Genomic DNA, 25,250 nt, shown 5'->3' on the forward strand with positions numbered 1-25,250 from the left:
GAGACCCCGGAACGCGTAGCGTGAGGAGGCTCATCAGCCGCCCGCGGAAAGCGGAATATTTCCCCGTAGCGGTGATTTACGCAGCCTCTATATTCTTAGTTACGTCGCAGTTTATTTATTTTCCGAACATCGGAAACTGTAATAATTATTTTAGAGCAATTTTATAGTTCCTTAAGCAATAAAAAAACGATCCTGGAGGATCGTTTTTTTATTGGGAATTATGCACCTAAGCTGTTTACTTTTTTTGCTAAACGAGACTTTTGACGGTCACCGTTGTTTTTATGAATAATTCCTTTTTGTACAGCTTTGTCAATATGCTTTGCAGTAGAACGGAATGCAGATTTTGCATTCTCAGCGTCATTTGCTTCAACTAACTTTTCTACACGTTTAATTTCAGAACGCATTGCAGATTTCTGTGCTTGGTTATTTGCATGTTTCTTATTGTTGACATCTACACGTTTAATCGCAGATTTAATATTAGCCATTATTTCACCTCCTAAATTTCATAAAGCGTATAAAGTAAGACATTATCCTCAATTAAGCATTGGCTTTTAGCCCATTTAACTTTGTTAGTGGACAAAAGACATTTTACCAAAGGAACGGCATGTTTTCAATAGCTTTGATGCGTAATATGATTTTTTGTATTTTTTTACTCCCATTGCAGACCCTAAGAATGAATGAAGTAGGAAAGGATGAATTTGCTATGAATAATAAAAGTATACCACAGGTGAGAACTGATTTGGCTGTTGAAGCTAGGGATATGTATGTTGAAAAAGAAAAAAAGCAAAGTAATCAAAGTGAAATAAAAGGTGTAACCATAAAAGAAAGAACACAAGAGGATATTAACATTTCTTATGTAGAGATTGATGAGACTGGGGCAGAAATGATAGGAAAAAAGCCGGGTACGTACGTTACTATTTATGCTGATGGTGTGAAGCGTCAGGATACAGCTAGACAGGAATCTGCTGCAAAGGTGGTTGCAAAAGAACTAGAACAATTAATTAATAAAAATAATATACCCTCTACAGGAAAAGGGCTTATTGTAGGATTAGGAAATTGGAATGTAACTCCCGACGCTCTTGGCCCGATGACGATGGAGAAAGTTCTTGTGACAAGTCATTTATTTGAATTAGAGCATGAGTCGGTTTCAGATGGCTACCGCTCCGTAGCTGCAGTAACACCAGGAGTAATGGGGGTTACCGGAATAGAAACAAGTAACATTATCTTTGGTATTGTAGAAAAGTTTAAACCTGATTTTGTAATTGCAGTAGACGCTCTTGCTTCAAGATCTATTGAACGAGTAAATGAAACGATTCAATTATCTGATTCTGGTATCCATCCAGGTTCAGGAGTTGGAAACAAAAGGAAGGAACTTAGTAAAGAGACACTGGGAATTCCTGTTATTGCTATAGGTGTACCTACTGTCGTGGATGCTGTAACGATCACAAGTGACACGATAGATTTTTTATTAAAACATTTTGGAAGAGAATGGAAAGAAAAAGATCGCCCTTCCAAGTCCTTAGCTCCTGCCAGTCTTTCTTTTGGAGAAAGAAAAAAGTTTACAGAAGAGGACTTACCAGATGAGGAGAAGAGAAAAACGTTAATGGGTATGGTTGGAGGGCTTTCAGAGGAAGAAAAGAGAAGGCTCATTACCGAAGTCCTTACTCCAATGGGACACAATCTGATGGTCACACCGAAGGAAGTAGACGGTTTCATGATTGATATGGCTGAAGTAATTGCTAACGGTCTAAATGCTGCATTGCATGAAAAAATAGATGTAAGTAACTTTACATCTTACTCACGTTAAATGGAAGTATTCTACTAAGTCTATTTTGAAAAAATATTTTGGTTCTAGCTTCCTGATTCATCTCATAGATTATATCAATAGAGTATGATGCAGGGAAGGGTGGAACCATGCTTTCAAATAGTAAAGGAAAGACACAAATAAATCAGATTTATAAACGAAGTGGTATATATATTATTAGCATCCTTAGTCTATTTGTTTTGATTGGACTCTTAACAACTGCGAAGCCGGCTTATCGATTATCTTCCCAAATGATTACAGAATGGACAAGCGATATGGACAGTTCTATATTTCTTTATTTATTAGGATTTGAAAACAGAGCATTTCAACAGGCATACCCAGAGGATAAAACTATTCCTAAGCCAACAACTGCTTTGTTTCATATCGCAACAAACATTAAGCCGGATGACCCGCGCAGTTTACTGGGAAAGGAATTGCCAGGCTTCTCTTTATTTGACAGCCGTGTCCTGATTGCAGGGGAAGGAACTAATTATACAAACCTTCCGATAGAATCGTCACCTCCCTTAGAAGAAGTACTAAAAGAGAGGGAAGCTGTATTGGATGAAGAGTCAGAAGAAGAAGCTAAAGATAAAGAGGATAATACGAAGAATGATGACAAGCAAACAACTGGAGATAAAGAGGTCGTTTACATCTATAATTCCCATAACAGGGAATCCTTTCTACCCCATCTTCCTGGAGTCACTGACCCTGATTTAGCACATCATAAGGAAGTGAATATAACAAAGGTTAGTGATCGTCTTGCAGCATCGCTTGAAGCGGAAGGCATAGGGGCAAGTGTGGATAACACAGATATTATGAGTATTCTTAACAAAAAGGGTTGGGGATATGGGAAATCGTATGAAGCATCTAGGGATGTTGTCAAAGAAGCATTTGCTACGAACAAAGATATAAAATTTGCGTTTGACTTGCACAGGGATTCCATTCAGGGAGATGCCACAACGAAAAAGATTAACGGGAAGTCCTATGCCAGAATCATGATTGTCATCGGAGCTGAGCATAAAAATTACGAAAAAAACTTGGCATTAGCAACGAACTTGCATTACAAACTTGAGGACAAATACCCTGGTTTGAGTAGGGGAGTCTATCCAAAAAAAGGGCCTGGGGTAAATGGTATTTATAATCAGGATTTATCCGAAAACTTACTTGTCCTGGAAATGGGCGGGGTTGATAACCATCTAGAAGAGCTTTACCGCTCTGCAGATGCGCTTGCAGAGGTGTTTAGTGAATTCTATTGGGATGCTGAAAAAGTTAATTCTGATTCTTAAGGGGGAAAACAAATGGTCCGATCAATTATTGTTTTGCTTTTGTTTGCCATATTTTTTTTAACAGGAACACTTTACGGCATGGATCATGCTCAGCCTATGGCAGGTAAAGAGGAGGGTGAGGTACAGACCAATAAAGTAGAATCAAAGGAAATAAAAAATGAAAAAGAACCTAAGAAGCAGAAAGAAGAGTCTCAGGACCCAATAGTGGTAAGTGCAGAGAATGTTGATGTAGCTGAGCCAGTTAGCTTTGTTCAAAAAACTGCAGCCTTACTTGAAGCTGTAGTAAAAGGGTTCTACGAAGTATTAGTTCAACTTCTTTATCAAGTTTCAAAGCTGTTCTTTTAGTAATAATAATATTAATAGTTAATGAAAAAGGCTGCTCAATCTAGTTTGTCATCTGTTTTGTTCTTGAATATCATAGCTTCAATTGCTATAATCAAGGCTAGTTATTGTCGACTAAAAGTTGAAGCTTATGTAGGAGTGAACATCACTAATGACAAAAAGACAAAGAAACGTGCGTAATTTCTCAATTATCGCCCATATTGACCATGGTAAATCCACATTGGCTGATCGGATATTGGAAAATACAAAAGCGATAACAAAACGGGAAATGAAAGAACAATTATTGGACGCGATGGACCTTGAGAGAGAACGTGGTATAACTATAAAATTAAACGCGGTTCAACTTCAATATACAAGCAAGAGTGGCGAAGAGTTTATATTTCATTTAATTGATACTCCGGGCCATGTTGATTTTACATATGAAGTTTCTCGCAGTCTTGCTGCCTGTGAGGGTGCGATCCTCGTTGTAGATGCAGCCCAGGGAATTGAAGCTCAGACTTTGGCCAATGTGTATCTTGCCTTAGATAATGATTTAGAAATAATACCTGTTATAAACAAAATTGATCTGCCAAGCGCAGATCCAGAAAGAGTAAAGAAAGAACTTGAAGACGTCATTGGGATTGATGGAGATGAAGTAATATTAGCATCTGCAAAGTCAAACATCGGGATTGAAGATATATTAGAACGAATTACTGAATCGGTACCTGCCCCGGCTGGTGACCCGGAAGCTCCATTAAAAGCCCTTATTTTTGACTCGCTTTACGATTCTTATCGTGGAGTCATAGCCTATATTTGTATTAAAGAGGGTTCTTTAAAATTAGGCGATAAAATCAAAATGATGGCTACAGGCAAGGAGTTTGAGGTAAATGAAATTGGTGTGTTCAGTCCTAAGCCTATTAAAAAAGATAGTTTAACAGTGGGAGATGTAGGTTATTTAACTGCCTCCATCAAAAATGTGGGAGATTCCCGTGTTGGAGACACCATAACACATGTGCAGAAACAGGCGGATACACCTTTACCAGGTTACAGAAAGCTAAACCCTATGGTATTTTGCGGTCTATATCCTGTAGATTCTAATGATTATAATGATTTGCGAGAAGCGCTCGAACGTTTGGAGCTTAATGACTCTTCCCTCCAATATGAACCAGAAACATCCCAAGCGCTAGGCTTCGGGTTTCGTTGCGGCTTTTTAGGGTTATTACACATGGAAATAATCCAAGAGAGAATTGAGCGAGAATATAAAATTGATTTAATTACCACAGCTCCAAGTGTAATATATGAGGTGGAGCAGACAAATGAAGAACTTATTGAAATTGATAACCCTTCTGTAATGCCGGATCCTCAACAAATTAGTGAAATAAGAGAGCCCTTTGTGAAGGCAACTATTATGGTTCCAAATGATTTCGTTGGCGCTGTGATGGAAATTTCCCAAAAGAAGCGGGGACAATTCATTGATATGGAATATCTGGATGATATTCGGGTAAATGTTATTTACCATATTCCTTTATCTGAGATTGTTTATGATTTCTTTGATCAATTAAAATCACAAACAAAGGGGTATGCTTCCTTTGACTATGAATTGATTGGATATAGGGTATCTAACCTTGTTAAAATGGATATTCTCTTAAATGGGGAAACCATTGATGCGTTGTCCTTCATCGTACACCGGGACTTTGCATATGAACGAGGAAAGCAAATTGTCGATAAGTTAAAAGAGCTAATTCCAAGACAGCAATTTGAAGTTCCTGTTCAAGCTGCCATCGGTAACAAAATCGTGGCGAGAAGCACCATCAAGGCAATGCGAAAAAATGTACTTGCAAAATGTTATGGTGGAGATATTTCCCGTAAACGTAAATTACTTGAAAAACAAAAAGAAGGTAAAAAGCGTATGAAGATGGTGGGCTCTGTGGAAGTGCCACAAGAAGCATTTATGGCTGTATTGGAAATGAATGATGATTAAGGAATAAGTCTACTAGAAAGAAGGGAGGAAAAACCTGACAGTTTTTTATGCTGGAAGGTTTTTCTCTTTTATTTTGTTCAAAGGAGAAATGTTATGAATCCCATCCAATCTGTTTATATACACATCCCTTTCTGTCAGCAGATTTGCCACTACTGTGATTTTACTAAGTTTTTCTATAATGAGAAGCTAGCAACCGATTATATTGTAGCTTTAAAAAAGGAAATGGACACATATGTAGAAGGGGACAAAAATAAAGTAAAAACGATATTTATCGGCGGGGGGACTCCAACTGCTCTTAACTTAGAGCAACTAGAGTCCTTACTACAAGCTGTGGATGCTAAATTTGATATCAATAGCTGCGAAGAATATACAATAGAAGCGAACCCGGGAGATTTTGATGAAGATAAGATAAGTTTATTGAAAATGTATGGAGTGAATCGCATTTCTTTAGGAGTACAGGTTTTTGATGATAAAAAACTAGAAGAGCTCGGGAGATTGCATACCGTACAGGATGTTTACAGAACTGTAAATTTATTAAAGAGAAATAGTTTTACCAATATAAGTGTAGACCTTATCTATGCACTCCCCAACCAAACCGTGGCTGATTTTCGTAAAACCCTTGAGGAAGCAGTTGCTCTTAATTTGCCACATCTGTCAACATACGCTTTACAGATTGAACCTAAAACAGTTTTTTATCAGCGGCATCAGAAGGGGAAGTTGCACCGCCCAGCACAAGAAGAAGAGGTTGAAATGTATGAGTTACTGAAGCAAACAGCAAAAGCTAATGGTTTGAAACAATATGAAATCAGTAACTTTGCTAAAGAAGGATTTGAAAGTAAACACAATTTAACATACTGGAACAACAAATACTATTATGGATTTGGTGCCGGAGCTTCTGGGTATCTTCCAGGGAAAAGAACCATTAATATTCGACCACTACCTGCCTATATAAAACAGGCTATGCAAGACGGCCAACCCATTTTACATGTTGATGAGATAGGGTTAAAAGAACAAATCGAAGAAGAAATGTTCCTGGGTCTGCGAAAAGCAAGTGGCGTTAGTAAAAAGGCTTTTATGAAGAAGTTTGGAATGAATCTGGAAAAACTATATGAGAAATCTATTCATGAATTAACAAAAAGAAATTGGCTGGTGAATTCTGAAACGAATCTGTATTTAACTGAAGAAGGCATGCTTCTGGCCAATGAAGTATTTGAAAGATTTTTACTGGATGAAGAACCGATAAAAGTATAAAAAATGTCTATTCTTATTAAAATTTTCTTGTTTGAATTCATGTTTATTGACAAAAAAATATGATTTGATAATTTAATAATAGCATTAGCACTCAACCTTCAAGAGTGCTAACAGAGGTGATCATCATGTTAACTGAAAGGCAATTGTTGATTCTGCAGGTCATTATTGATGATTTCATCGAGACAGCACATCCAGTTGGCTCTCGAGCTATTTCTAAGAAGGATAATATTCCATTTAGTGCTGCGACAATACGCAACGAAATGGCTGATTTGGAAGAAATGGGTTTTCTGGAGAAGACGCATACTTCTTCTGGCCGAATTCCGTCCGAGAAAGGCTACAGATATTATGTTGATCACTTAATATCACCTTTTTCAAACCAGCAAAGAAAGGGTAACGTAATTAAACACGTTCTACAGGATGGGGTATTTGAATTTGAACAGATTGTTCAAATGTCAGCAGAGATGCTCTCTGAGCTTACCAATTATACATCCATTATTTTGGGGCCGGAGATATATGAAACTAAATTAAAACAGGTACAAATAATTACATTGTCCTCGAATACAGCCGTAGCTATTCTAGTAACAAATACAGGTCACGTGGAACACCGTTCTTTTTCAATACCTAAACAAATAAAAGCATCTGAACTTGAAAAGATGGTTAATATTATGAATGATCGGTTGCATGGAGTACCTATCGTAAAGTTACCAGAAAAATTTAATTCGGAGATAGCTTCTATTATGAGGAAGTATATTGAGGATTTTGATACGTCCTACAATTATTTAAAAGCTGCTTTTCTTGCTGACTACCCTGTCAAATTATATATAGGCGGAAAATCAAACATACTGATGCAGCCTGAGTTCAATGATGTGGATAAAATAAGGTCCTTCTATTCTATGATGGAAAATGAAGAAGAAATTGCAAACCTATTAAAACAGAATCATGATGGGATAGAGGTATTCATTGGACAGGAAAACAAGGTAGACGCCATCAAGGATCTAAGTTTAATTACTGCTTCCTATCATTTGGGTGAAGGACAATTAGGAACAATCGCATTACTTGGGCCAACAAGGATGGAGTATCGTAAGGTCATTACATTGTTAAATATCTTATCAAGTGAAATGACTGAGGCATTATATATGTGGTATAAAAACAACGGATAGAGTTAAGAGTTGATAGTTTTCTTCTCTATTGGTCCATGTTATAGTGTAACGTGGCGATTTTAAAATGGAGGTGGCACGGATGGAAGAACAGGGAAATACCAATGAAAATGAAAAGAATTATGAAGATGGTAAAGTAGAAATTCTGGATGCAGAACAAGAAGAAAAAGACACTGCAGATGAGCAATTAAAATTACAAGAAGAAAATGAAGCATTAAAAAAGGAGAAAGATGAAGTCTTTCAACGTATGCTTCGTGTTCAGGCAGAATTTGATAATTATAAAAAACGTTCTCAGCGGGAAAAAGAAGCTGATAGAAAGTACAAATCACAAGACTTAGTAAACGAATTACTACCTGCCGTGGATAATTTTGAAAGAGCGTTGCAAGTAGAGACAACTGAAGAGAATGCAGGCTTTGTAGAAGGCATTACAATGGTATACCGACAGATCAAAGAAGCATTGAAATCTCAAGGTGTAGAAGAAATAGAATCAGTTGATAAAGAGTTTGACCCTAATCTTCACCATGCTGTTATGCAAGTAGAAGAGGAAGATAAAGAGCCCAACATAATTGTTGAAGAGTTGCAAAAGGGTTATATGCTTAAGGATCGTGTTATTAGACCAGCTATGGTAAAAGTAAATAAATAAACTGGAATTGGTAGCTAAGGAGGAAATAGAAGATGAGTAAAATTATTGGCATCGACTTAGGAACAACAAATTCATGTGTATCCGTTATGGAAGGTGGGGAAGCTGTTGTTATCCCTAACCCGGAAGGAAACCGTACGACACCATCTGTTGTAGCTTTTAAAAATGGTGAAAGACAAGTAGGGGAAGTTGCAAAGCGTCAGGCAATAACTAATCCGAATACAATCCAATCCGTTAAGAGACATATGGGTACCGACTATAAAGTAAAGATTGAGGATAAAGAATTTACTCCACAAGAAGTATCAGCAATTATACTTCAGCACATTAAATCATATGCTGAAGATTATATTGGCGAAACAGTAGATAAGGCTGTAATCACAGTACCAGCTTATTTTAATGATGCTGAACGTCAAGCAACAAAGGATGCTGGAAAAATAGCTGGACTTGAAGTAGAGCGTATTATAAATGAACCAACTGCAGCTGCTTTGGCATACGGTATTGATAAAGATGATCAAGATCAGACAATCCTTGTTTATGACTTGGGTGGCGGTACATTCGACGTTTCCATTTTAGACATTGGTGATGGCACATTTGAAGTTGTTTCAACTGCTGGGGATAACCGTCTAGGTGGAGATGACTTTGATGAAGTAATTATTAACCATATGGTTCAAGAATTCAAAAAAGAAAATGGTATTGACTTATCAAAAGATAAAATGGCAACACAACGTTTGAAAGATGCAGCAGAAAAAGCAAAAAAAGATCTTTCCGGTGTATCACAAACTCAAATATCATTACCATTTATCACAGCTGGAGAAGCTGGACCATTGCATTTGGAAATGAACTTAACACGTGCTAAGTTTGAAGAATTATCTTCTGAGTTAGTAGAACGCACAATGGTGCCAACACGTAAAGCATTATCTGATGCTAGTCTATCTGCAAATGATATTCATAAGGTTATCCTTGTGGGTGGTTCTACACGTATCCCTGCAGTGCAGGAAGCAATTAAACGTGAAATTGGTCAAGATCCATCCAAAGGTGTAAACCCGGACGAAGTAGTAGCATTAGGGGCAGCTATCCAAGGTGGAGTGTTGCAAGGAGACGTTAAGGATGTAGTATTGCTTGATGTTACTCCACTGTCACTAGGTATTGAGACAATGGGCTCTGTGTTTACGAAGTTAATTGAACGAAATACAACGATTCCTACAAGCCATTCTCAAGTATTTTCTACAGCTGCGGACAACCAAACAGCAGTAGATATTCATGTTCTACAAGGAGAGCGTGAAATGGCAGCAGATAATAAAACATTAGGTCGTTTTCAATTAACTGATATTCCACCAGCACCACGTGGCGTACCGCAAATTGAAGTATCGTTCGATATTGATGCAAACGGGATTGTAAATGTTCGCGCTAAAGACATGGGTACGAACAAAGAGCAGTCAATTACAATTAAATCATCATCTGGTCTTTCTGATGAAGAAGTTGATCGCATGGTAAAAGAAGCAGAAGAAAATGCAGAAGAAGATAAAAAACGCCGCGAGGAAATTGAACTTCGTAATGAAGCTGATCAGCTAATCTTTACTACAGATAAGACGATTAAAGATCTTGGAGAGAAAGTATCTGATGAAGAAAAAGAAAAAGCGGAGAAGGCGAAAGAAGAGCTTAAATCTGCGTTAGAATCAGATGACCAAGAGCAGATCAAAGAAAAGAAAGAAGCATTAGAAGAACAAGTACAGCAACTTTCTGTTAAGATGTATGAACAAATGCAACAAGAAGCTCAGGCTCAACAAGGCCAAGAGGGCCAAGGTTCTGATGAGGATGTTGTAGATGCAGACTACCAGGAAGTAGATGACGAAAACAATGAGAAAGATAATAAATAAAATAGCTTAATTAAAAAGTCAAAGTCAGGATTCTCTTGACTTTGGCTTTTTTTAAGCCGAGGTTTTTGACTCCTTTGGGAATGTAGTCAATTTGCCATGTATGGTAAATTGATGATAAGATTAATTTTATGCAAAAGTTGTGTCGGGAGAGTGATTTTTAAGTGAGTAAGCGTGATTATTATGACGTGCTTGGTGTAGAAAAAGGTGCGTCAAAAGACGAAGTTAAAAAAGCCTATAGAAAATTAGCACGAAAATATCATCCGGATGTAAATAAAGAAGCGGATGCAGCTGACAAGTTTAAAGAAGCAAAGGAAGCTTATGAAGTACTAAGTGATGAGCAAAAACGCGCTCAATATGACCAATTTGGCCATGCAGGTGCTCAAGGCCAAGGCTTCGGAGGCTTTGGTGGTGGTGCCCAAGACTTTGGTGGATTTGGAGATATTTTTGACATGTTCTTTGGTGGCGGTGGCCGCAGAAGAGACCCGAATGCTCCTCAACAAGGTGCAGACTTACAATATACAATGGTATTAGACTTTGAAGAGGCTATTTTTGGAAAAGAAGAGGATATAGTCATTCCAAAAGAAGAAACTTGCGATACGTGTGATGGATCGGGTGCAAAGCCTGGAACGAAAACAAAAACATGTTCACATTGTAATGGATCAGGACAGTTAAATACAGAACAAAATACACCTTTTGGTAGAGTAGTGAATAAAAGAGTATGTCATTACTGTAATGGTACAGGTAAAATCATTCCTGAAAAATGTGGTACCTGTGGTGGCTCCGGAAAAGTGAAGAAGAACAAAACAATCCATATTAGTATTCCAGCCGGTATCGATGAAGGACAACAAATTAGAGTTGCAGGTAAAGGAGAAGCCGGTATTAATGGTGGACCTCCAGGAGACTTATATGTAGTGGTTCAAGTAAAACCACACGACTTTTTCGAAAGAGAAGGAGACCATATCTTCTGTGAGTTACCACTCACTTATGCACAAGCAGCTTTGGGCGATGAAGTGGAAGTGCCAACTGTTCATGGTAAAGTAATGTTAAAAGTTCCTGCTGGTACTCAGACAGGGAAAACATTCCGAATGAGAGGAAAAGGTTCTCCAAACGTTCGGGGCTATGGGCATGGTGATCAACACATTAAAGTTAAGGTGATGACGCCGACAAACCTGACTGACCGTCAAAAAGAGCTATTACGAGAGTTTAATGAAATAGGTGGAAATGAAGCTACTGAAGAACAGGAGAGTTCACTATTCCAAAGGTTCAAAAAAGCTTTTAAAAGTGAATAAATTATCTTATTATATGGAATGGCATGACATATAATTTTAAAATAGAAATGAGTGATCTTTTTGAATTGGTCGGAGATCTGTATTCATACAACAAATGAAGCAATTGAACCTATCTCTAATATTCTTCATGAAACAGGTGCAAGTGGGTTGGTAATTGAAGACCCACTTGATCTTGTTAAGGAGAGAGACGCCTTTTTTGGTGAATTGTTCGAACTGGATCCATCTGAATATCCAGAAGAGGGAGTACGCATTAAAGCTTACCTGCCAGTAAATAGTTTTTTAAGTGAAACAATTGAGGAAATAAAGCAGGCAATTAATAATTTATCAACCTATGGAATAGAGCTAGGACAGAATACTATTTCCTTAAATGAAATAGACGAGGAAGAATGGTCTACAGCATGGAAAAAGTACTATAAACCTGTTAAAATATCTAAGAGGATTACCATAACCCCAACGTGGGAAGATTATGAGCCAGTTTCCACTGATGAAGTTATCATAGAACTGGATCCAGGTATGGCATTTGGCACAGGAACCCATCCGACTACCGTGTTAAGTATTCAAGCGTTAGAGAACTTTCTGAGTAAAGGGGATACTGTAATTGATGTTGGTTCCGGCTCTGGTGTTTTAAGTATTGCTGCCGCTTTACTGGGTGCGGAAAGTGTGCAAGCTTATGATTTAGATGAGGTAGCTGTAGCAAGCACGAAATTTAATGTAGAACTTAATAAACTTAGTGACAAGGTTCAAGCAGAACAAAAAAATCTGTTAGAGTCTGTGCATACAGAAGCTGATATTATCGTATCAAATATTTTAGCGGAAATAATCGTTCAATTTATTGATGAAGCTTGGGACAGATTAAAACCAGGTGGATATTTCATAACTTCAGGAATAATTCAAAATAAGAAGCAAATGGTAAAAACTGATTTAGAAGTAAAAGGCTTTGAAATTATTCAGATAAATGAAATGGAAGAATGGATTTCAATTGTAGCACGAAAGAATGTTTCATAATTCTTTTAACGGAAGAGAGGGCTTGAATTGCAACGCTACTTTGTATCTGAAACAGGGTGGGGTACAAATGAGGTAACCATTCTTGGAGAAGATGTCCATCATATTAATAGAGTAATGCGCTATAAAGAAGGTGCCAATATAATCTGTAATCACCCTGATGGCAGAGCGGCTATTTGTGAACTTTTAGTTATTACAGCAGATAGTGTACAAGCAGAAATCAAACAATGGTTGAATGAAAACGTTGAGTTACCAATTCAAGTAACTGTTGCTCAAGGCCTACCAAAAGGTGATAAACTAGAGTTGATTTTGCAGAAAGGAACGGAATTAGGTGCATATGCTTTTATTCCTTTTCAAGCAGAACGCTCTATTGTTAATTGGGATAAAAAAAAGCAGGAAAAAAAGTTAATCCGTTTCAATAAAATTGTAAAAGAGGCAAGCGAGCAAAGTCACCGTAATCAAATTCCAACAATATATAATACCATGACTGTAGAACGATTAATCGAAGATAGTGCCAAATATGATATAAAGCTGTATGCCTACGAAGAACAAGCAAAGGTGTCGGAATATAAATCATTTGGGACAGTATTATCGAATGTTACTACTGCGGATAAAATACTTATTTGTATTGGTCCAGAGGGTGGTTTTTCTCCAGAAGAAGCCGGACAGCTAAATGAGAATGGCTTTCAGGCTATACGCTTAGGTCCCCGAATTTTACGAACGGAAACTGCAGCTTTATATGCTTTAGCAAGCATTTCCTATCATTTTGAAGAATTGAGGTGTGATTCATGACAACAGTGGCTTTTCATACATTAGGTTGTAAAGTGAATCATTATGAAACAGAAGGCATTTGGCGAATGTTTAAAGAACATGGATATGAACGTGTAGATTTTGACCATGATGCCGATGTTTATGTAATTAATACGTGTACTGTCACAAATACGGGAGATAAAAAAAGCAGGCAGGTAATACGAAGGGCTATACGCAAAAACCCTGAAGGAATTGTATGTGTTACCGGATGTTATGCTCAAACATCTCCAGGTGAAATAATGGAGATTCCCGGAGTGGATATTGTGGTAGGAACACAGGACCGTAAAAATATGCTTCAATATATTGAAGAACATAAAAAGACTAGAGAGCCAATTAATGGTGTAACAAATATAATGAAAAATCGTGTATTCGAAGAAATGGATGTTCCTGAATTTACAGACAGAACCAGAGCTTCCTTGAAGATTCAAGAAGGTTGTAACAACTTCTGTACATTTTGTATTATTCCATGGTCAAGAGGATTGCTTCGCTCAAGGGATCCGGAAAGTGTAGTAGACCAAGCCCAAAAGCTAGTTGATGCTGGTTACAAGGAAATTGTGTTGACAGGAATTCATACAGCAGGCTATGGAGAAGACATGACTGATTATAATTTCGCTATGTTGCTGAATGATCTTGAAACAAAGGTAAAAGGATTAAAGCGAATTCGTATCTCTTCCATCGAGGCAAGTCAGATAACGGATGAAGTGATTGAGGCACTTGATCAATCGGAAAAAATTGTCCGCCACCTCCATATTCCTCTGCAATCAGGTTCTGATAGTGTACTTGCAAGAATGAGGAGAAAATACTCCAGTCAATTCTATAAAGAAAAAGTAGAAAAAATAAAAAAAGCACTACCTGGATTGGCGATAACTTCAGATGTTATTGTTGGGTTTCCTGGTGAAACAGACGAAGAGTTCATGGAGACATATGATTTTATTAAAGATATTGGCTTTTCTGAATTACATGTCTTTCCGTTCTCCCGAAGAACAGGGACTCCTGCCGCTAGGATGAATAACCAAGTGAATGAAGAACTGAAAAATGAACGTGTACACCAGTTAATTGAGTTATCAAATCAATTGGCTAAACAATATGCTGCTAATTATGAAGATGAAGTTTTGGAAGTTATTCCAGAAGAACATTCCGAAGACCCTCTACGGCCTGAATTACTTATTGGTTATACGGATAATTATTTAAAAGTCCAATTTGAAGGTACTCCAGACATGATTGGAAAGATTGTTAGAGTTAAGTTAACTAAAGCCGGGTATCCAATCAATGAAGGTAAATTCGTTAAAATTATGGACAATGCTACACATTCGATGGCAAAGTCTGTAATAAACTAGAATCTGACCTTAATTTTTTTAAAGATAATCCGAATGCTTCATTTTTGTAATGAAGTAGTTCGGATTTTTTGCTCAAAAATACCGGTAACAATTAATAAAATTTGTTGTTTTTATTCTGTCATGCTATGATGATTTTAGAGGTACGTACAACATAGGAGAGGAAGTAATAATGATGAATAATGAGTTAGCAAAATATATTGATCACACCCAATTAAAGCCTGACACTACAAAGGATAGTATAGAAAAACTAGTTGCAGAGGCGAAGGAATATGAATTTGCCTCCGTATGTGTGAACCCATCATGGGTGCCGTTTTGTTATGAAAAGTTAAAGGATACCAATGTGAAGGTATGTACTGTGATCGGTTTTCCTTTAGGTGCTACTTCAACTCAATCAAAAGTATTTGAGACAGAGCAGGCTATTAAAGATGGAGCTACAGAAGTTGATATGGTTATAAATATTGGCCTTTTGAAATCTGGTGAGGATGATCCGGTTAAACAGGATATCGCTACAGTTGTAAAAGCTGCTGAAAATAAGGCTTTAACTAAAGTGATTATTGAAACATCCTTATTGACAGAGGACGAAAAAATTCGTGCTTGTAAATTAGCCAAAGAAGCTGGTGCTGATTTCGTGAAGACATCTACTGGCTTTTCTACAGGAGGGGCTACTGTGGAGGATATAAAACTAATGAGAAAAACTGTCGGGAGTGACCTGGGTGTTAAAGCTTCCGGTGGAGTAAGAGATCTGGAAACAACTAAGGCTATGATTGATGCTGGTGCCACGAGAATTGGCGCAAGTGCTGGTGTTGATATTATACATGGCGGTAGTGGAACTTCTGACTACTAATATAAAAATGTATAAAAATGAAGCTTTATGTAAATAATCTGTTGACCTGTATGGATGAATATATTATAATTTAAAAAGGCATGTGACAGAAGTTCATATGCTGGTACAATCCTGTTTTGTGCTTCGGAGGGAGGGAAATTAGCATGTCAAATACAACTCGCGTTCGTAAAAACGAGTCTCTTGAGGATGCTCTTCGTCGCTTCAAGCGTAGTGTATCAAAAAGTGGTACACTGCAAGAATATCGTAAGCGTGAACACTATGAGAAACCAAGTGTTCGTCGTAAAAAGAAATCTGAAGCTGCTAGAAAGCGTAAATTCTAAAGAGGGTGCAAAAGCATGACATTACTTGAACAGCTGAATCAAGATATGAAGCAGGCAATGAAGAACAAGGATAAAGAAACGTTAAGTGTTATACGTATGGTGAAGGCTTCATTGCAGAATGAATCAATAAAACTTGGTAAAGACTCTCTTACAGAGGACGAAGAATTAACCATTTTGTCCAGAGAAGTCAAACAAAGAAAAGATTCCCTCCAAGAATTCAAATCAGCTGGACGCGATGATCTTGTTGAAAAGCTTGAAAGAGAAATTAATATTTTACAAGAATATATGCCAAAACAGCTTACAACTGAAGAGCTGGAGGCCATTGTTCAGTCAACGATTCAGGAAGTAAATGCAACATCTAAAAAAGATATGGGTAAAGTAATGAGTGCGGTTATGCCTAAAGTCAAGGGAAAGGCAGATGGCTCTCAAATCAACAAAATTGTGCAAAAACAGTTAAATTAAGCTTAATGATAAGATCTTTGCTGCCAAAGTAGCAAAGATCTTTTTCGTATTTAAGGAAAAAATTTTGACTTGAATTTTTTTACTCGAGGCTGGCACGAGTTTATCATGGCTTTTAATTTGTATGTTCTTGGTGCTTTGTTCCATTTCTAAGTAAATGAATGAAGAGACTATCTTCGAAACGCTGCTTATGATACGATTGAAATAAAATTAATTTAAAAATAATTTATGTATTTGAAACCAATTACATAATATATTCGTAAGTAACATAATAAGGGAGGTGATTTTACTTGCCGCTAAAGAAAATGGTAAGGTACATACTTTTTACTTTTATAGTATTGTTGCTTTTTTGCACTGAAAATGGCATTCCTGTAAAGGCAGCAGAAGACGGAAGTGGAAAATCAGTATATTTTATACCAATTGAAAGGGAAGTAGAGAGAGGGCTTGAGGCATTTCTATCTCGTACTACCGAGGAAGCTATAGAAAATGGTGCCGATCATATTGTTTTTGAAATTGATACTCCAGGCGGCAGGGTTGATTCAGCTGGTCAAATCGCAAAGCTCCTTCAGGATCTGGATATACCGACAACTTCTTTTATTGTTAATCAAGCTTTGTCAGCAGGTTCCTATATTGCTCTAAACACGGATAACATATATATGAAGCCACAAGCGACAATGGGTGCTAGTGGTGTTATTAATTCAGATGGCACTGCTGCCGATAAGAAAGCTCAGTCAGCCTGGTTAGCGGCGATGAAAAGTGCCGCAGAGTCAAAGGGAAGAGATCCCATTTATGCAGCGGCTATGGCAGATAGCAGCATCGATTTACCAGAATATGATGCTGGGAAAGGAAACTTTTTAACACTTGGACCTACTGAAGCAGTGGAAGTTAATTATGCTAAAGCAGTGGTGGACGATCGTGTAGAGTTATTACATGAATTGGGTCTGTCGAATGCTGCTGTAGTTGAAAAAGAACCTACATTTTCAGAAGAAGTTGCCAGATTTCTTACAAATCCAGTTGTGATACCTATATTATTGTCTGTGGCAAGTCTTGGCTTAATTGTGGAATTATACTCTCCGGGTTTTGGAGTTCCTGGAACGATGGGCTTAGTAGCATTGGTATTGTTTTTTTACGGACATATTGTAGCTGGATTAGCTGGGATGGAGGCAATTATATTACTTATCTTAGGAATTGCGCTAATCATAGCTGAATTTTTTCTCCCTGGCGGTATTGCTGGTTTATTAGGGATAGGTGCAATTATCGGCTCATTGCTTATGTCAGGTTACGATTTGGGTCATATGGCTATGAGTATAAGCATTGCATTTCTAGTAACTCTTATTGTGTCCATCATTTTATTTAGAAGAATTGGTATGGATAAAGGAGTTTTCCGCCATATTATTTTAAAAGAACAAACTACCACCGAATTAGGCTATGTTTCTTCTGTAAATCGCCTGGAATTGATTGGCTTAGAGGGAAGAACTGTAACGCCTTTACGGCCCTCTGGGACTGCTGTTTTTGATAATGAACGGCTAGATGTTATTTCCGAAGGTGGTTATATAGATGCAAATAGAAATATTAAGGTAATAAAAGTAGAAGGTGTACGTATTGTAGTTAGAGAAATCTAATTTATAATAAATAAATATGTAACAGGAGGAAGATGGAATGGAATTATATGATCTTATGCCATTGATTATCATTGCGGTAATTCTAATTGTATTGGCAATTCTATTTACTTTTATCCCAGTAATGCTCTGGATCAGCGCATTGGCTGCAGGTGTAAAAGTCGGGATATTTACTCTCATAGGTATGCGTTTAAGACGCGTGGTACCAAACAGGGTAATTAACCCATTAATTAAGGCTCATAAAGCTGGGCTAGATGTTAAAACGAACCAATTAGAGAGTCACTATTTAGCTGGTGGTAATGTTGACAGGGTAGTAAACGCCTTAATTGCTGCACACCGTGCGAATATTGAATTGCCGTTCGAAAGAGGAGCAGCAATAGACTTGGCAGGACGCGATGTTTTGGAAGCAGTTCAAATGAGTGTAAACCCTAAAGTTATTGAAACACCATTTATTGCGGGTATTGCTATGGATGGAATTGAAGTTAAAGCAAAAGCGCGGATAACTGTTCGTGCAAACATTGACCGTCTCGTAGGTGGTGCAGGAGAAGATACTGTAATTGCCCGTGTTGGGGAAGGTGTTGTAAGTACGATAGGTAGTTCCGAGGCTCATACAAAAGTTCTGGAAAATCCTGACTCAATCTCCCACAATGTCTTAAATAGAGGTTTGGATGCGGGCACAGCATTTGAAATTCTCTCCATTGATATTGCGGATGTGGACATCGGCAAAAACATTGGTGCGATTCTACAAACTGACCAAGCTGAAGCGGATAAGAACATCGCACAGGCCAAAGCAGAAGAACGCCGTGCAATGGCAGTTGCACAAGAGCAAGAAATGGTGGCGCGTGTTCAGGAAATGAGGGCGAAAGTAGTAGAAGCAGAGGCAGATGTACCTTTGGCGTTAGCTGAAGCGTTACGTTCTGGAAATTTAGGTGTGATGGATTATATGAACTATAAAAATATCGATGCAGATACAGATATGCGAGACACCATTGGTAAATTAACCCAAGAAAACCATGATGATAATGATCAATAATTAGGTGATATTGCAGCATAAGGAGGGATTTTATGGATGTAATATCTGACTTCTTTGAAGCTATTGCCAGTAATTTTTTCATTATAGCTTTAATTATTGGAGGTATTATTAGTTTTATGAAAGATAATACCTCAAAAGGTAAGAAGCAGGAACCGTTTAATAGGCCGGAAACTTCTCCTCAAAAGCAGCCTTATTCTCAGCCAACAGTTCAAAATGAACAGCTGGAAACTCAAAGCCAAGCTGAAGAAATAGGCAACACATTGGCAGAGCAACAGAGAAAACGTATGGAAGAGCTAGCTGAGAGAGAGCAAGTATATTCTGCTCGATCAAAGGATGAGATCAATAGGCATGATGCCATTTTGGGTAATACTTCCAAACAACCGTCGGAAGTTGCACTATCCCATAAACAAAGAAAGTTTAAAAAACAAGTCACTGCTAACTTTGAGAAAAAAGGATTGGCAAATGGAATTATTATGTCAGAAATCCTTGGCCCCCCAAGAGCAGTAAAGCCTTACAAGTCAGTAGTACAACAACGTAGAAAATAATAATAGAAAAGCCTTTAGCCAAAGTAAAAGTACTTTTGGTTAAAGGCTTTTTTAGTTTGATATGTTCTTAAATTACCGCAAGATACATAAATATATAAATGGAGAGGGGCTGCATTTATGAAAAAGCTACAACAAGGTTTACGACCATGGTTAACTAAATATCTTGCATTTCCTTCTGATATTATGCTGGAACTCCCAAGAATTACAGTAGTTGGACAAATTCACGTATACATTGAAAATCACAAAGGACTTGCTACATATTCTGAATCAGAATTAAAGTTAAAGATGAATAAGGGTTATGTGAAAATTACCGGAAGTTCATTTGTACTTAAAATGATGTTGCCTGAGGAAATACTTTTGGAAGGTGAAATTAGAGATATTACATTTGTAACTGACTAAGTGCTATGTATGGAAGGTGGGGAAAGAGATTATAAACAATAAATCACATCTAACTGGTTATGTAACTATTTCAGTAACAGGAAGTTTGCCAGAACGTTTTTTCCAGACATGTGCCAATGAAGGAATCATGGTTTGGAATGTAAAGAAAAAATCAGTCAAGATTTGTGAAGGAACAATAAAACTCAGTGATGTTCAGCAGTTAAGAAAAATAAATAGAAGAAGAAACTATAAAATTAAATTTACAGAGAAAAAAGGCTATCCATTCTTTTTACGAAGGGTTACAAAGAAAAAAGAGCTAATGTTTGCCTTAGTATGCTGTTTATTGCTGGTGGTGTTTCTTTCAAACATCATCTGGAAAATTAATATAACAGGGGTTCCAAAGGATATTGAAGAAAAAATTAGCCGTAAACTGAATGACTATGGCATCCATTCAGGTACATGGATTTTTACATTAGAGTCACCAAATAAAATCCAACGGCAATTGGTGGAGGATATCCCTGAATTATTATGGGTTGGTGTACATCAAAAAGGGACAACCTTTTTCCTCGAAGGAGTGGAAAAGACAATTGTGAAAGAGGAGGAGCCTTTTGGGCCGCGTAATTTGATAGCTACAAAAAAAGGGATCATTAAGAAATTATATGTTTCTAATGGTTTGCCAAAGGTAAAGGTGAATGATTACGTAAAGCCCGGAGACCTTTTAGTTTCAGGTATTATTGATGAAAAGGAACAAGATGAAGAGGATAAAAATAAAGAGGAGGAAAATAAGAAAAAATATGTTGCTGCTGAAGGAGATATTACTGCAACAACTTGGTATGAAGTAAAAGTCACTGTTCCATTAACAGCGAGTCACGAATCACTCACAGGTGAACAGGAAAAAAGATATTATGCAAAAATAGGGGATTTTCAGTTACCGATTTGGGGGTTTAGTGACCCTGACTACGAAGCTGTCCACAGAGAAAGAAAAGAAAAACCGCTTTACTTTTTAAAATGGAAAATGCCACTAAAGATGGTTGAAATGGTACTTAGTGAAAAAACACATACTAAAAATAAAAGAACAGAAGACGAAGCCGTTCAAGTAGGAATAATGCAGGCAAAAAAAGAATTAAAAATAAAATTGGGACCAGAAGCCAAAATATTGTCTGAAAAAGTTTTGCATGAAAGTAAGGAGAATGGTAAAGTTAAATTAAACTTATATTTCAATGTCGAGGAAGATATTGCGACAGCACAACCTTTGGATTAAGGAGATTGATTATGTCCGAAAACCTTACTGAAATTAATCTACAAATTACAAATCCTAATGAAGCGATGGCCTTATTTGGCACAAATGATAAATACCTGCATCAATTGGAAGAACAATTAAATGTTTCTATTGTAACTCGAGGAGAACAGGTGCGTGTTTCAGGTACTGAAAAAGATATTTCTCTTGTACAAGATATCCTTTTGACTTTATTATCTCTTGTGCAGAAAGGATTACAAATTACTGAAAGAGATGTTGTTTATGCTATTGAATTAGCAAAAGAAGGAAAAATAAATCAGTTAGAAACATTATTTGAAGACGAAATTACTAAGAATGTAAAAGGAAAATCTATACGAGTTAAAACACTTGGGCAAAAAAAATATGTTACTGCAATTAAAAACAACGACCTGGTCTTCGGTATCGGCCCTGCTGGAACGGGAAAGACATATCTTGCGGTAGTGATGGCAGTGCATGCTTTGAAAAACGGTATGGTTAAAAGAATTATACTCACACGTCCAGCAGTAGAAGCAGGAGAAAGTTTGGGGTTTTTACCTGGTGACTTAAAAGAGAAGGTAGACCCTTATCTACGTCCTTTATATGATGCTTTACACGATGTGCTTGGGAACGAGCATACACTCAGGCTGATTGAGAGAGAAACGATTGAGATAGCACCGCTTGCATATATGCGTGGAAGAACCTTAGATGACGCCTTTGTAATTTTGGATGAGGCACAAAATACTACACCTGAACAGATGAAAATGTTTTTAACCCGTTTAGGCTTTGGTTCCAAGATGGTAATCACAGGAGACATTACTCAAATTGATTTGCCCAAGGGTGTGCAATCTGGCTTGCGGGTGGCTAGTCAATTGCTTAAACCAGTAAAAGGAATATCTTTTATATACTTGGAGCAATCTGACGTAGTTAGGCATCCACTCGTTCAACGTATTATTGATGCATATGAAAAAAATGTTTAGTTTTAGAGAGCAGGACCCAAAAAGGGTCTTCTTTCTATATTGTCTCTGAAAAAAATGAGGTGGACTAAATGGAGGAGAAAAAGAAGAAATCGAAGTTATTTTACTATATGAAGAATAAATGGATATTTATAATCCTATCCGTTATTTTACTAGGGATATTTTTCTTTTTCATTACCCTAAATAATGTACATACTGAAACTTATAATATTGAACGATTTACAACAACAAAAGAGACAATACGCTCTCCAATTACCATAGAAAATGAACAAGAGACAGAGAGAAAAAGAAGAGAGACTGTTCAAGCCGTTGAAGATCGTTATGATATTTCAACTGAGATTACCGAAGAGCGAATTGCTTATATAAATGAAATTTTTGAAGCGATATCTACCTTAGAAACGGAATCTGTCAAAGAGGACTCCAATAATAAAGATATCGCCTCTCCACTAACCAATCAAGAGAAAGTGCAACAGTTAAAACAGCTGCTCTCACCTGAAATAAATCAAAATATAAACGATTGGGTTTTTGTTGAGCTTGTGGAATTCCCAAAAGAAGAGCGATCGAAAGCGAAGGAGTTATTAAATAACTCCTTACAGGACGTTTTTAAAGCAGGTGTAAGAGCGGAAAATATACAAGGAGCCACTTCCACAATAAAGCAATCGATAAAGTATTCTTCGTTACCACCCGAATCAAAGGAAGCACTTAACAAATTGGCAGAGTTTGCTGTAGTGGAGAATTCTTTCTTTGATGTAGAAAAAACAATGAATGCAAGAAAGGAAGCGGCTAGTAATGTGGACCCTGTCATTATAAGGGCTGGCGAAGTTTTAGTCAGAGAAGGCCAAGTTATTACAAATGAAATCTATGAAAAATTAGAATTAGCCGGCTTACTTGACAGTAAGAGAAACGTTATCCCTATGATAGGACTTGGTTTGCTCATCACTCTAATCTGTTCTGTAATGATATATGAATTGCAGCGTATCAGCAAGCATACCCACTTTGATAAGAGCAAGGTTCTTGCCACACTGTTAATAAGTGTACTGGTTATTCTCTTTATGAAAGTGGTAAGCTTATATTCTACACAAGCCAATTCATTTTTTTATGTAGTGCCTATAGCTACAGGCGCTCTATTAATAAAACAATTGATCCAGGAACGTTCAGCAATTATCTTCAGTTGCTTATTTGCTATTCTGGGTAGCATTATATTTAACAATCAAATCCCTGGTTCTTTAAATATTGAGGCAGGTATCTACTTCTTTTTTTCTCAATTGGCAGCTATTATTTTTCTTATGAATGTTAAAGATCGCTTGGCCATTCTAAAAGCAGGAGTGGGTATTACGGTTATAAATATAATAACTATATTACTATTTATATTTCTTTCTTTTGAAAAATATGCAATTAGTGATATATTTATTCAAACGTCCTTTGGTGTTATTTCTGCATTCTTATCAGCAGTGTTGACTATCGGGTTGTTGCCTTTCTTTGAAACAGGTCTCGGAATCCTTACAGACATAAAACTACTGCAATTAGCAAGTCCTAACCAACCGTTAATGAAAAAATTGCTGACAGAGGCGCCGGGAACTTATCATCATTCAGTTATGGTAGCAAACCTAAGCGAAACAGCCTGTGAAGCCATTGGAGCAAATGGATTACTAGCAAGGGTAGGTGCATATTATCACGATCTTGGTAAAACTGTAAAACCACATTACTTTATTGAAAATCAATTAGCGATGAGTAATCCACATGATCTTATAACGCCAAAAGAGAGTGCAGACATCATTATTAATCATCCTTATGATGGTGCTGCTATGCTGAAAAAGCATCGTTTACCTAAGGAAATTATAGATATTGCTGAACAACATCATGGTGAAACACTTGTTAAATATTTCTTCTATAAAGAGTTAGAAACAAATAAAGAAGCAAAAGAATCTGATTTTCGTTACCCTGGGCCAAAACCACAGACAAGGGAAATAGCGATTATTTCTATATGTGACTCTGTAGAAGCGGCTGTAAGATCCTTGAAAGAACCAACAGAAGAAAAAATCGAGCAAATTGTGACCTCTATTATTAATGATCGCATGACTGATGGCCAACTGGATGAAAGTCCATTGACACTGATGGAATTAAAGGTGGTTCAACGAACAATTTGCACTACACTAAAAGGTATATTTCATTCAAGAATACAATATCCCATGAAGGAGGCTAAATAATGCACATTGACTTTCACGACCAAACAAATTCTGTGCCGAGTGATTATATAGATCTATTACAACGATTGGTGGAGTTTACAGCAAAACAGGAGGGGATCTCCAGAGAGGCTGAGGTGTCCATAAACTTTGTAGATAATAAAGAAATTCAGGAGCTTAATCGCAACTACCGTCAAAAAGATACTCCCACAGATGTTATTTCATTTGCTATGCAAGAGAAGGTAGAGGGGGAAATAGATATAGTTGGAGAGGATATTCCTTTAGTTCTTGGGGATATTGTGATCTCCATTGACAAAGCGAAGGAGCAGGCTGCAGATTATGATCACTCTTTAGAAAGAGAACTTGGTTTTCTGGCGGTACATGGATTTTTACATCTATTAGGTTACGACCATATGACACAGGAAGAAGAAAAATTAATGTTTAAGAAACAGGAAGCAATATTGGGTGAGTTTGGAATTGAAAGGTAAGCGATCGATTGGTTTTACGTTCGCTTGGAATGGACTCATAGAGGTAACCAGGACAGAGAAAAACTTTCGAATTCATTTATTTGTAGCTATTCTGGTATTTACCATAGGTTTATTAGTAGAGCTTAATTGGTTAGAATGGTGTATGGTGATTTTTGCAATTGGTTTCGTGTTAGTTACAGAAGTTACGAATAGTGCTATAGAAAAAATGATGGACTACTTGAATCCAGCTATACATCCATCTGCAAAAATAATTAAAGATATGGCGGCGGGGGCTGTATTAATTTCTGCTATTACCGCTGCACTTATTGGATTAATTATTTTTCTGCCAAAAATTTATACATTACTTATGTAGGTTTATGTACTTAGGCTGGGACAAATGCGCTTACGTTATGTCTCG

Annotated in this window: 25 protein-coding genes; 24 read left to right on the forward strand and 1 reads right to left on the reverse strand. The window is 37.1% G+C overall.

Features of this window, described 5'->3' with window-relative positions; genetic code table 11:
- Positions 1 to 218: 218 nt before the first annotated feature.
- The gene (gene rpsT, locus X953_RS09020; protein WP_019378005.1) at positions 219 to 485 is read right to left on the reverse strand and encodes a 30S ribosomal protein S20; all 267 of its coding nucleotides are present in this window, start codon (positions 483 to 485) and stop codon (positions 219 to 221) included.
- Positions 486 to 703: 218 nt separating this feature from the next.
- Between rpsT and gpr the strand changes: the two genes are divergently transcribed.
- The 24 genes from gpr (at position 704) to X953_RS09140 (ending at position 25,205) form a co-directional block, all read left to right on the forward strand.
- Positions 704 to 1,807 carry a GPR endopeptidase gene (gpr, locus tag X953_RS09025; protein ID WP_040957056.1) on the forward strand — a complete coding sequence of 368 codons (1,104 nt, stop codon included), beginning with the start codon at positions 704 to 706 and terminating at the stop codon, positions 1,805 to 1,807.
- A gap of 107 nt (positions 1,808 to 1,914) precedes the next feature.
- Positions 1,915 to 3,090 carry a stage II sporulation protein P gene (gene spoIIP, locus X953_RS09030; RefSeq protein WP_040955275.1) on the forward strand — a complete coding sequence of 392 codons (1,176 nt, stop codon included), beginning with the start codon at positions 1,915 to 1,917 and terminating at the stop codon, positions 3,088 to 3,090.
- A 12-nt stretch (positions 3,091 to 3,102) separates the two neighbouring features.
- Entirely contained in the window at positions 3,103 to 3,435 is a 333-nt protein-coding gene (locus X953_RS09035; protein ID WP_040955276.1) for a hypothetical protein, read from the forward strand.
- Between the two features lie 148 nt (positions 3,436 to 3,583).
- Entirely contained in the window at positions 3,584 to 5,392 is a 1,809-nt protein-coding gene (gene lepA / locus X953_RS09040; RefSeq protein ID WP_040955277.1) for a translation elongation factor 4, read from the forward strand.
- Positions 5,393 to 5,485: 93 nt separating this feature from the next.
- Complete coding sequence (gene hemW / locus X953_RS09045) at positions 5,486 to 6,643, forward strand: radical SAM family heme chaperone HemW (RefSeq protein ID WP_040955278.1); 1,158 nt, start codon at positions 5,486 to 5,488, stop codon at positions 6,641 to 6,643.
- A gap of 125 nt (positions 6,644 to 6,768) precedes the next feature.
- Complete coding sequence (gene hrcA / locus X953_RS09050) at positions 6,769 to 7,803, forward strand: heat-inducible transcriptional repressor HrcA (RefSeq protein ID WP_040955279.1); 1,035 nt, start codon at positions 6,769 to 6,771, stop codon at positions 7,801 to 7,803.
- A gap of 79 nt (positions 7,804 to 7,882) precedes the next feature.
- The gene (gene grpE, locus X953_RS09055) at positions 7,883 to 8,443 is read left to right on the forward strand and encodes a nucleotide exchange factor GrpE (RefSeq protein WP_040955280.1); all 561 of its coding nucleotides are present in this window, start codon (positions 7,883 to 7,885) and stop codon (positions 8,441 to 8,443) included.
- Positions 8,444 to 8,475: 32 nt separating this feature from the next.
- Positions 8,476 to 10,317 carry a molecular chaperone DnaK gene (gene dnaK, locus X953_RS09060; RefSeq protein ID WP_040955281.1) on the forward strand — a complete coding sequence of 614 codons (1,842 nt, stop codon included), beginning with the start codon at positions 8,476 to 8,478 and terminating at the stop codon, positions 10,315 to 10,317.
- A 161-nt stretch (positions 10,318 to 10,478) separates the two neighbouring features.
- A complete protein-coding gene (gene dnaJ, locus X953_RS09065) occupies positions 10,479 to 11,606 on the forward strand; it encodes a molecular chaperone DnaJ (RefSeq protein ID WP_040955282.1) in 1,128 nt (375 codons plus the stop codon).
- A gap of 60 nt (positions 11,607 to 11,666) precedes the next feature.
- Entirely contained in the window at positions 11,667 to 12,611 is a 945-nt protein-coding gene (gene prmA, locus X953_RS09070) for a 50S ribosomal protein L11 methyltransferase (RefSeq protein ID WP_040955283.1), read from the forward strand.
- A gap of 27 nt (positions 12,612 to 12,638) precedes the next feature.
- On the forward strand, positions 12,639 to 13,400 hold the full coding sequence (locus tag X953_RS09075) for a 16S rRNA (uracil(1498)-N(3))-methyltransferase (RefSeq protein ID WP_040955284.1): 762 nt from the start codon (positions 12,639 to 12,641) through the stop codon (positions 13,398 to 13,400).
- The gene (gene mtaB / locus X953_RS09080; RefSeq protein WP_040955285.1) at positions 13,397 to 14,755 is read left to right on the forward strand and encodes a tRNA (N(6)-L-threonylcarbamoyladenosine(37)-C(2))-methylthiotransferase MtaB; all 1,359 of its coding nucleotides are present in this window, start codon (positions 13,397 to 13,399) and stop codon (positions 14,753 to 14,755) included. The genes X953_RS09075 and mtaB overlap by 4 nt, the downstream gene beginning before the upstream one ends.
- Positions 14,756 to 14,927: 172 nt before the next feature.
- Entirely contained in the window at positions 14,928 to 15,599 is a 672-nt protein-coding gene (gene deoC, locus X953_RS09085) for a deoxyribose-phosphate aldolase (protein ID WP_040957057.1), read from the forward strand.
- Positions 15,600 to 15,742: 143 nt separating this feature from the next.
- Positions 15,743 to 15,919 carry a 30S ribosomal protein S21 gene (gene rpsU, locus X953_RS09090; RefSeq protein ID WP_019377991.1) on the forward strand — a complete coding sequence of 59 codons (177 nt, stop codon included), beginning with the start codon at positions 15,743 to 15,745 and terminating at the stop codon, positions 15,917 to 15,919.
- A gap of 15 nt (positions 15,920 to 15,934) precedes the next feature.
- On the forward strand, positions 15,935 to 16,381 hold the full coding sequence (locus X953_RS09095; protein ID WP_040955286.1) for a GatB/YqeY domain-containing protein: 447 nt from the start codon (positions 15,935 to 15,937) through the stop codon (positions 16,379 to 16,381).
- A gap of 302 nt (positions 16,382 to 16,683) precedes the next feature.
- Positions 16,684 to 18,000 carry a nodulation protein NfeD gene (locus X953_RS09100; RefSeq protein WP_040957058.1) on the forward strand — a complete coding sequence of 439 codons (1,317 nt, stop codon included), beginning with the start codon at positions 16,684 to 16,686 and terminating at the stop codon, positions 17,998 to 18,000.
- Positions 18,001 to 18,037: 37 nt separating this feature from the next.
- Positions 18,038 to 19,030 (forward strand): flotillin-like protein FloA, encoded by a 993-nt coding sequence (floA, locus tag X953_RS09105; protein WP_019377988.1) that lies wholly within the window; start codon positions 18,038 to 18,040, stop codon positions 19,028 to 19,030.
- 32 nt (positions 19,031 to 19,062) lie between these two features.
- Positions 19,063 to 19,575, forward strand: a complete 513-nt coding sequence (locus tag X953_RS09110) for a hypothetical protein (protein ID WP_040955287.1) — start codon at positions 19,063 to 19,065, stop codon at positions 19,573 to 19,575.
- 117 nt (positions 19,576 to 19,692) lie between these two features.
- Positions 19,693 to 19,974 carry a sporulation protein YqfC gene (yqfC, locus tag X953_RS09115; RefSeq protein ID WP_040955288.1) on the forward strand — a complete coding sequence of 94 codons (282 nt, stop codon included), beginning with the start codon at positions 19,693 to 19,695 and terminating at the stop codon, positions 19,972 to 19,974.
- A 16-nt stretch (positions 19,975 to 19,990) separates the two neighbouring features.
- Complete coding sequence (gene yqfD / locus X953_RS09120) at positions 19,991 to 21,214, forward strand: sporulation protein YqfD (RefSeq protein WP_084715657.1); 1,224 nt, start codon at positions 19,991 to 19,993, stop codon at positions 21,212 to 21,214.
- 11 nt (positions 21,215 to 21,225) lie between these two features.
- Positions 21,226 to 22,185: a PhoH family protein gene (locus X953_RS09125; RefSeq protein ID WP_040955289.1), complete on the forward strand. Its 960-nt coding sequence runs from the start codon at positions 21,226 to 21,228 to the stop codon at positions 22,183 to 22,185.
- 68 nt (positions 22,186 to 22,253) lie between these two features.
- Positions 22,254 to 24,389: an HD family phosphohydrolase gene (locus X953_RS09130; RefSeq protein WP_040955290.1), complete on the forward strand. Its 2,136-nt coding sequence runs from the start codon at positions 22,254 to 22,256 to the stop codon at positions 24,387 to 24,389.
- Positions 24,389 to 24,853 (forward strand): rRNA maturation RNase YbeY, encoded by a 465-nt coding sequence (gene ybeY, locus X953_RS09135; protein ID WP_040955291.1) that lies wholly within the window; start codon positions 24,389 to 24,391, stop codon positions 24,851 to 24,853. Before X953_RS09130 ends, ybeY begins: the two co-directional genes overlap by 1 nt.
- Positions 24,831 to 25,205 carry a diacylglycerol kinase family protein gene (locus X953_RS09140; protein ID WP_040955292.1) on the forward strand — a complete coding sequence of 125 codons (375 nt, stop codon included), beginning with the start codon at positions 24,831 to 24,833 and terminating at the stop codon, positions 25,203 to 25,205. Before ybeY ends, X953_RS09140 begins: the two co-directional genes overlap by 23 nt.
- Positions 25,206 to 25,250: the final 45 nt, after the last annotated feature.

This window comes from Virgibacillus sp. SK37 (genome assembly GCF_000725285.1).
In the GTDB taxonomy this organism is placed as follows: domain Bacteria; phylum Bacillota; class Bacilli; order Bacillales; family Amphibacillaceae; genus Virgibacillus_Q.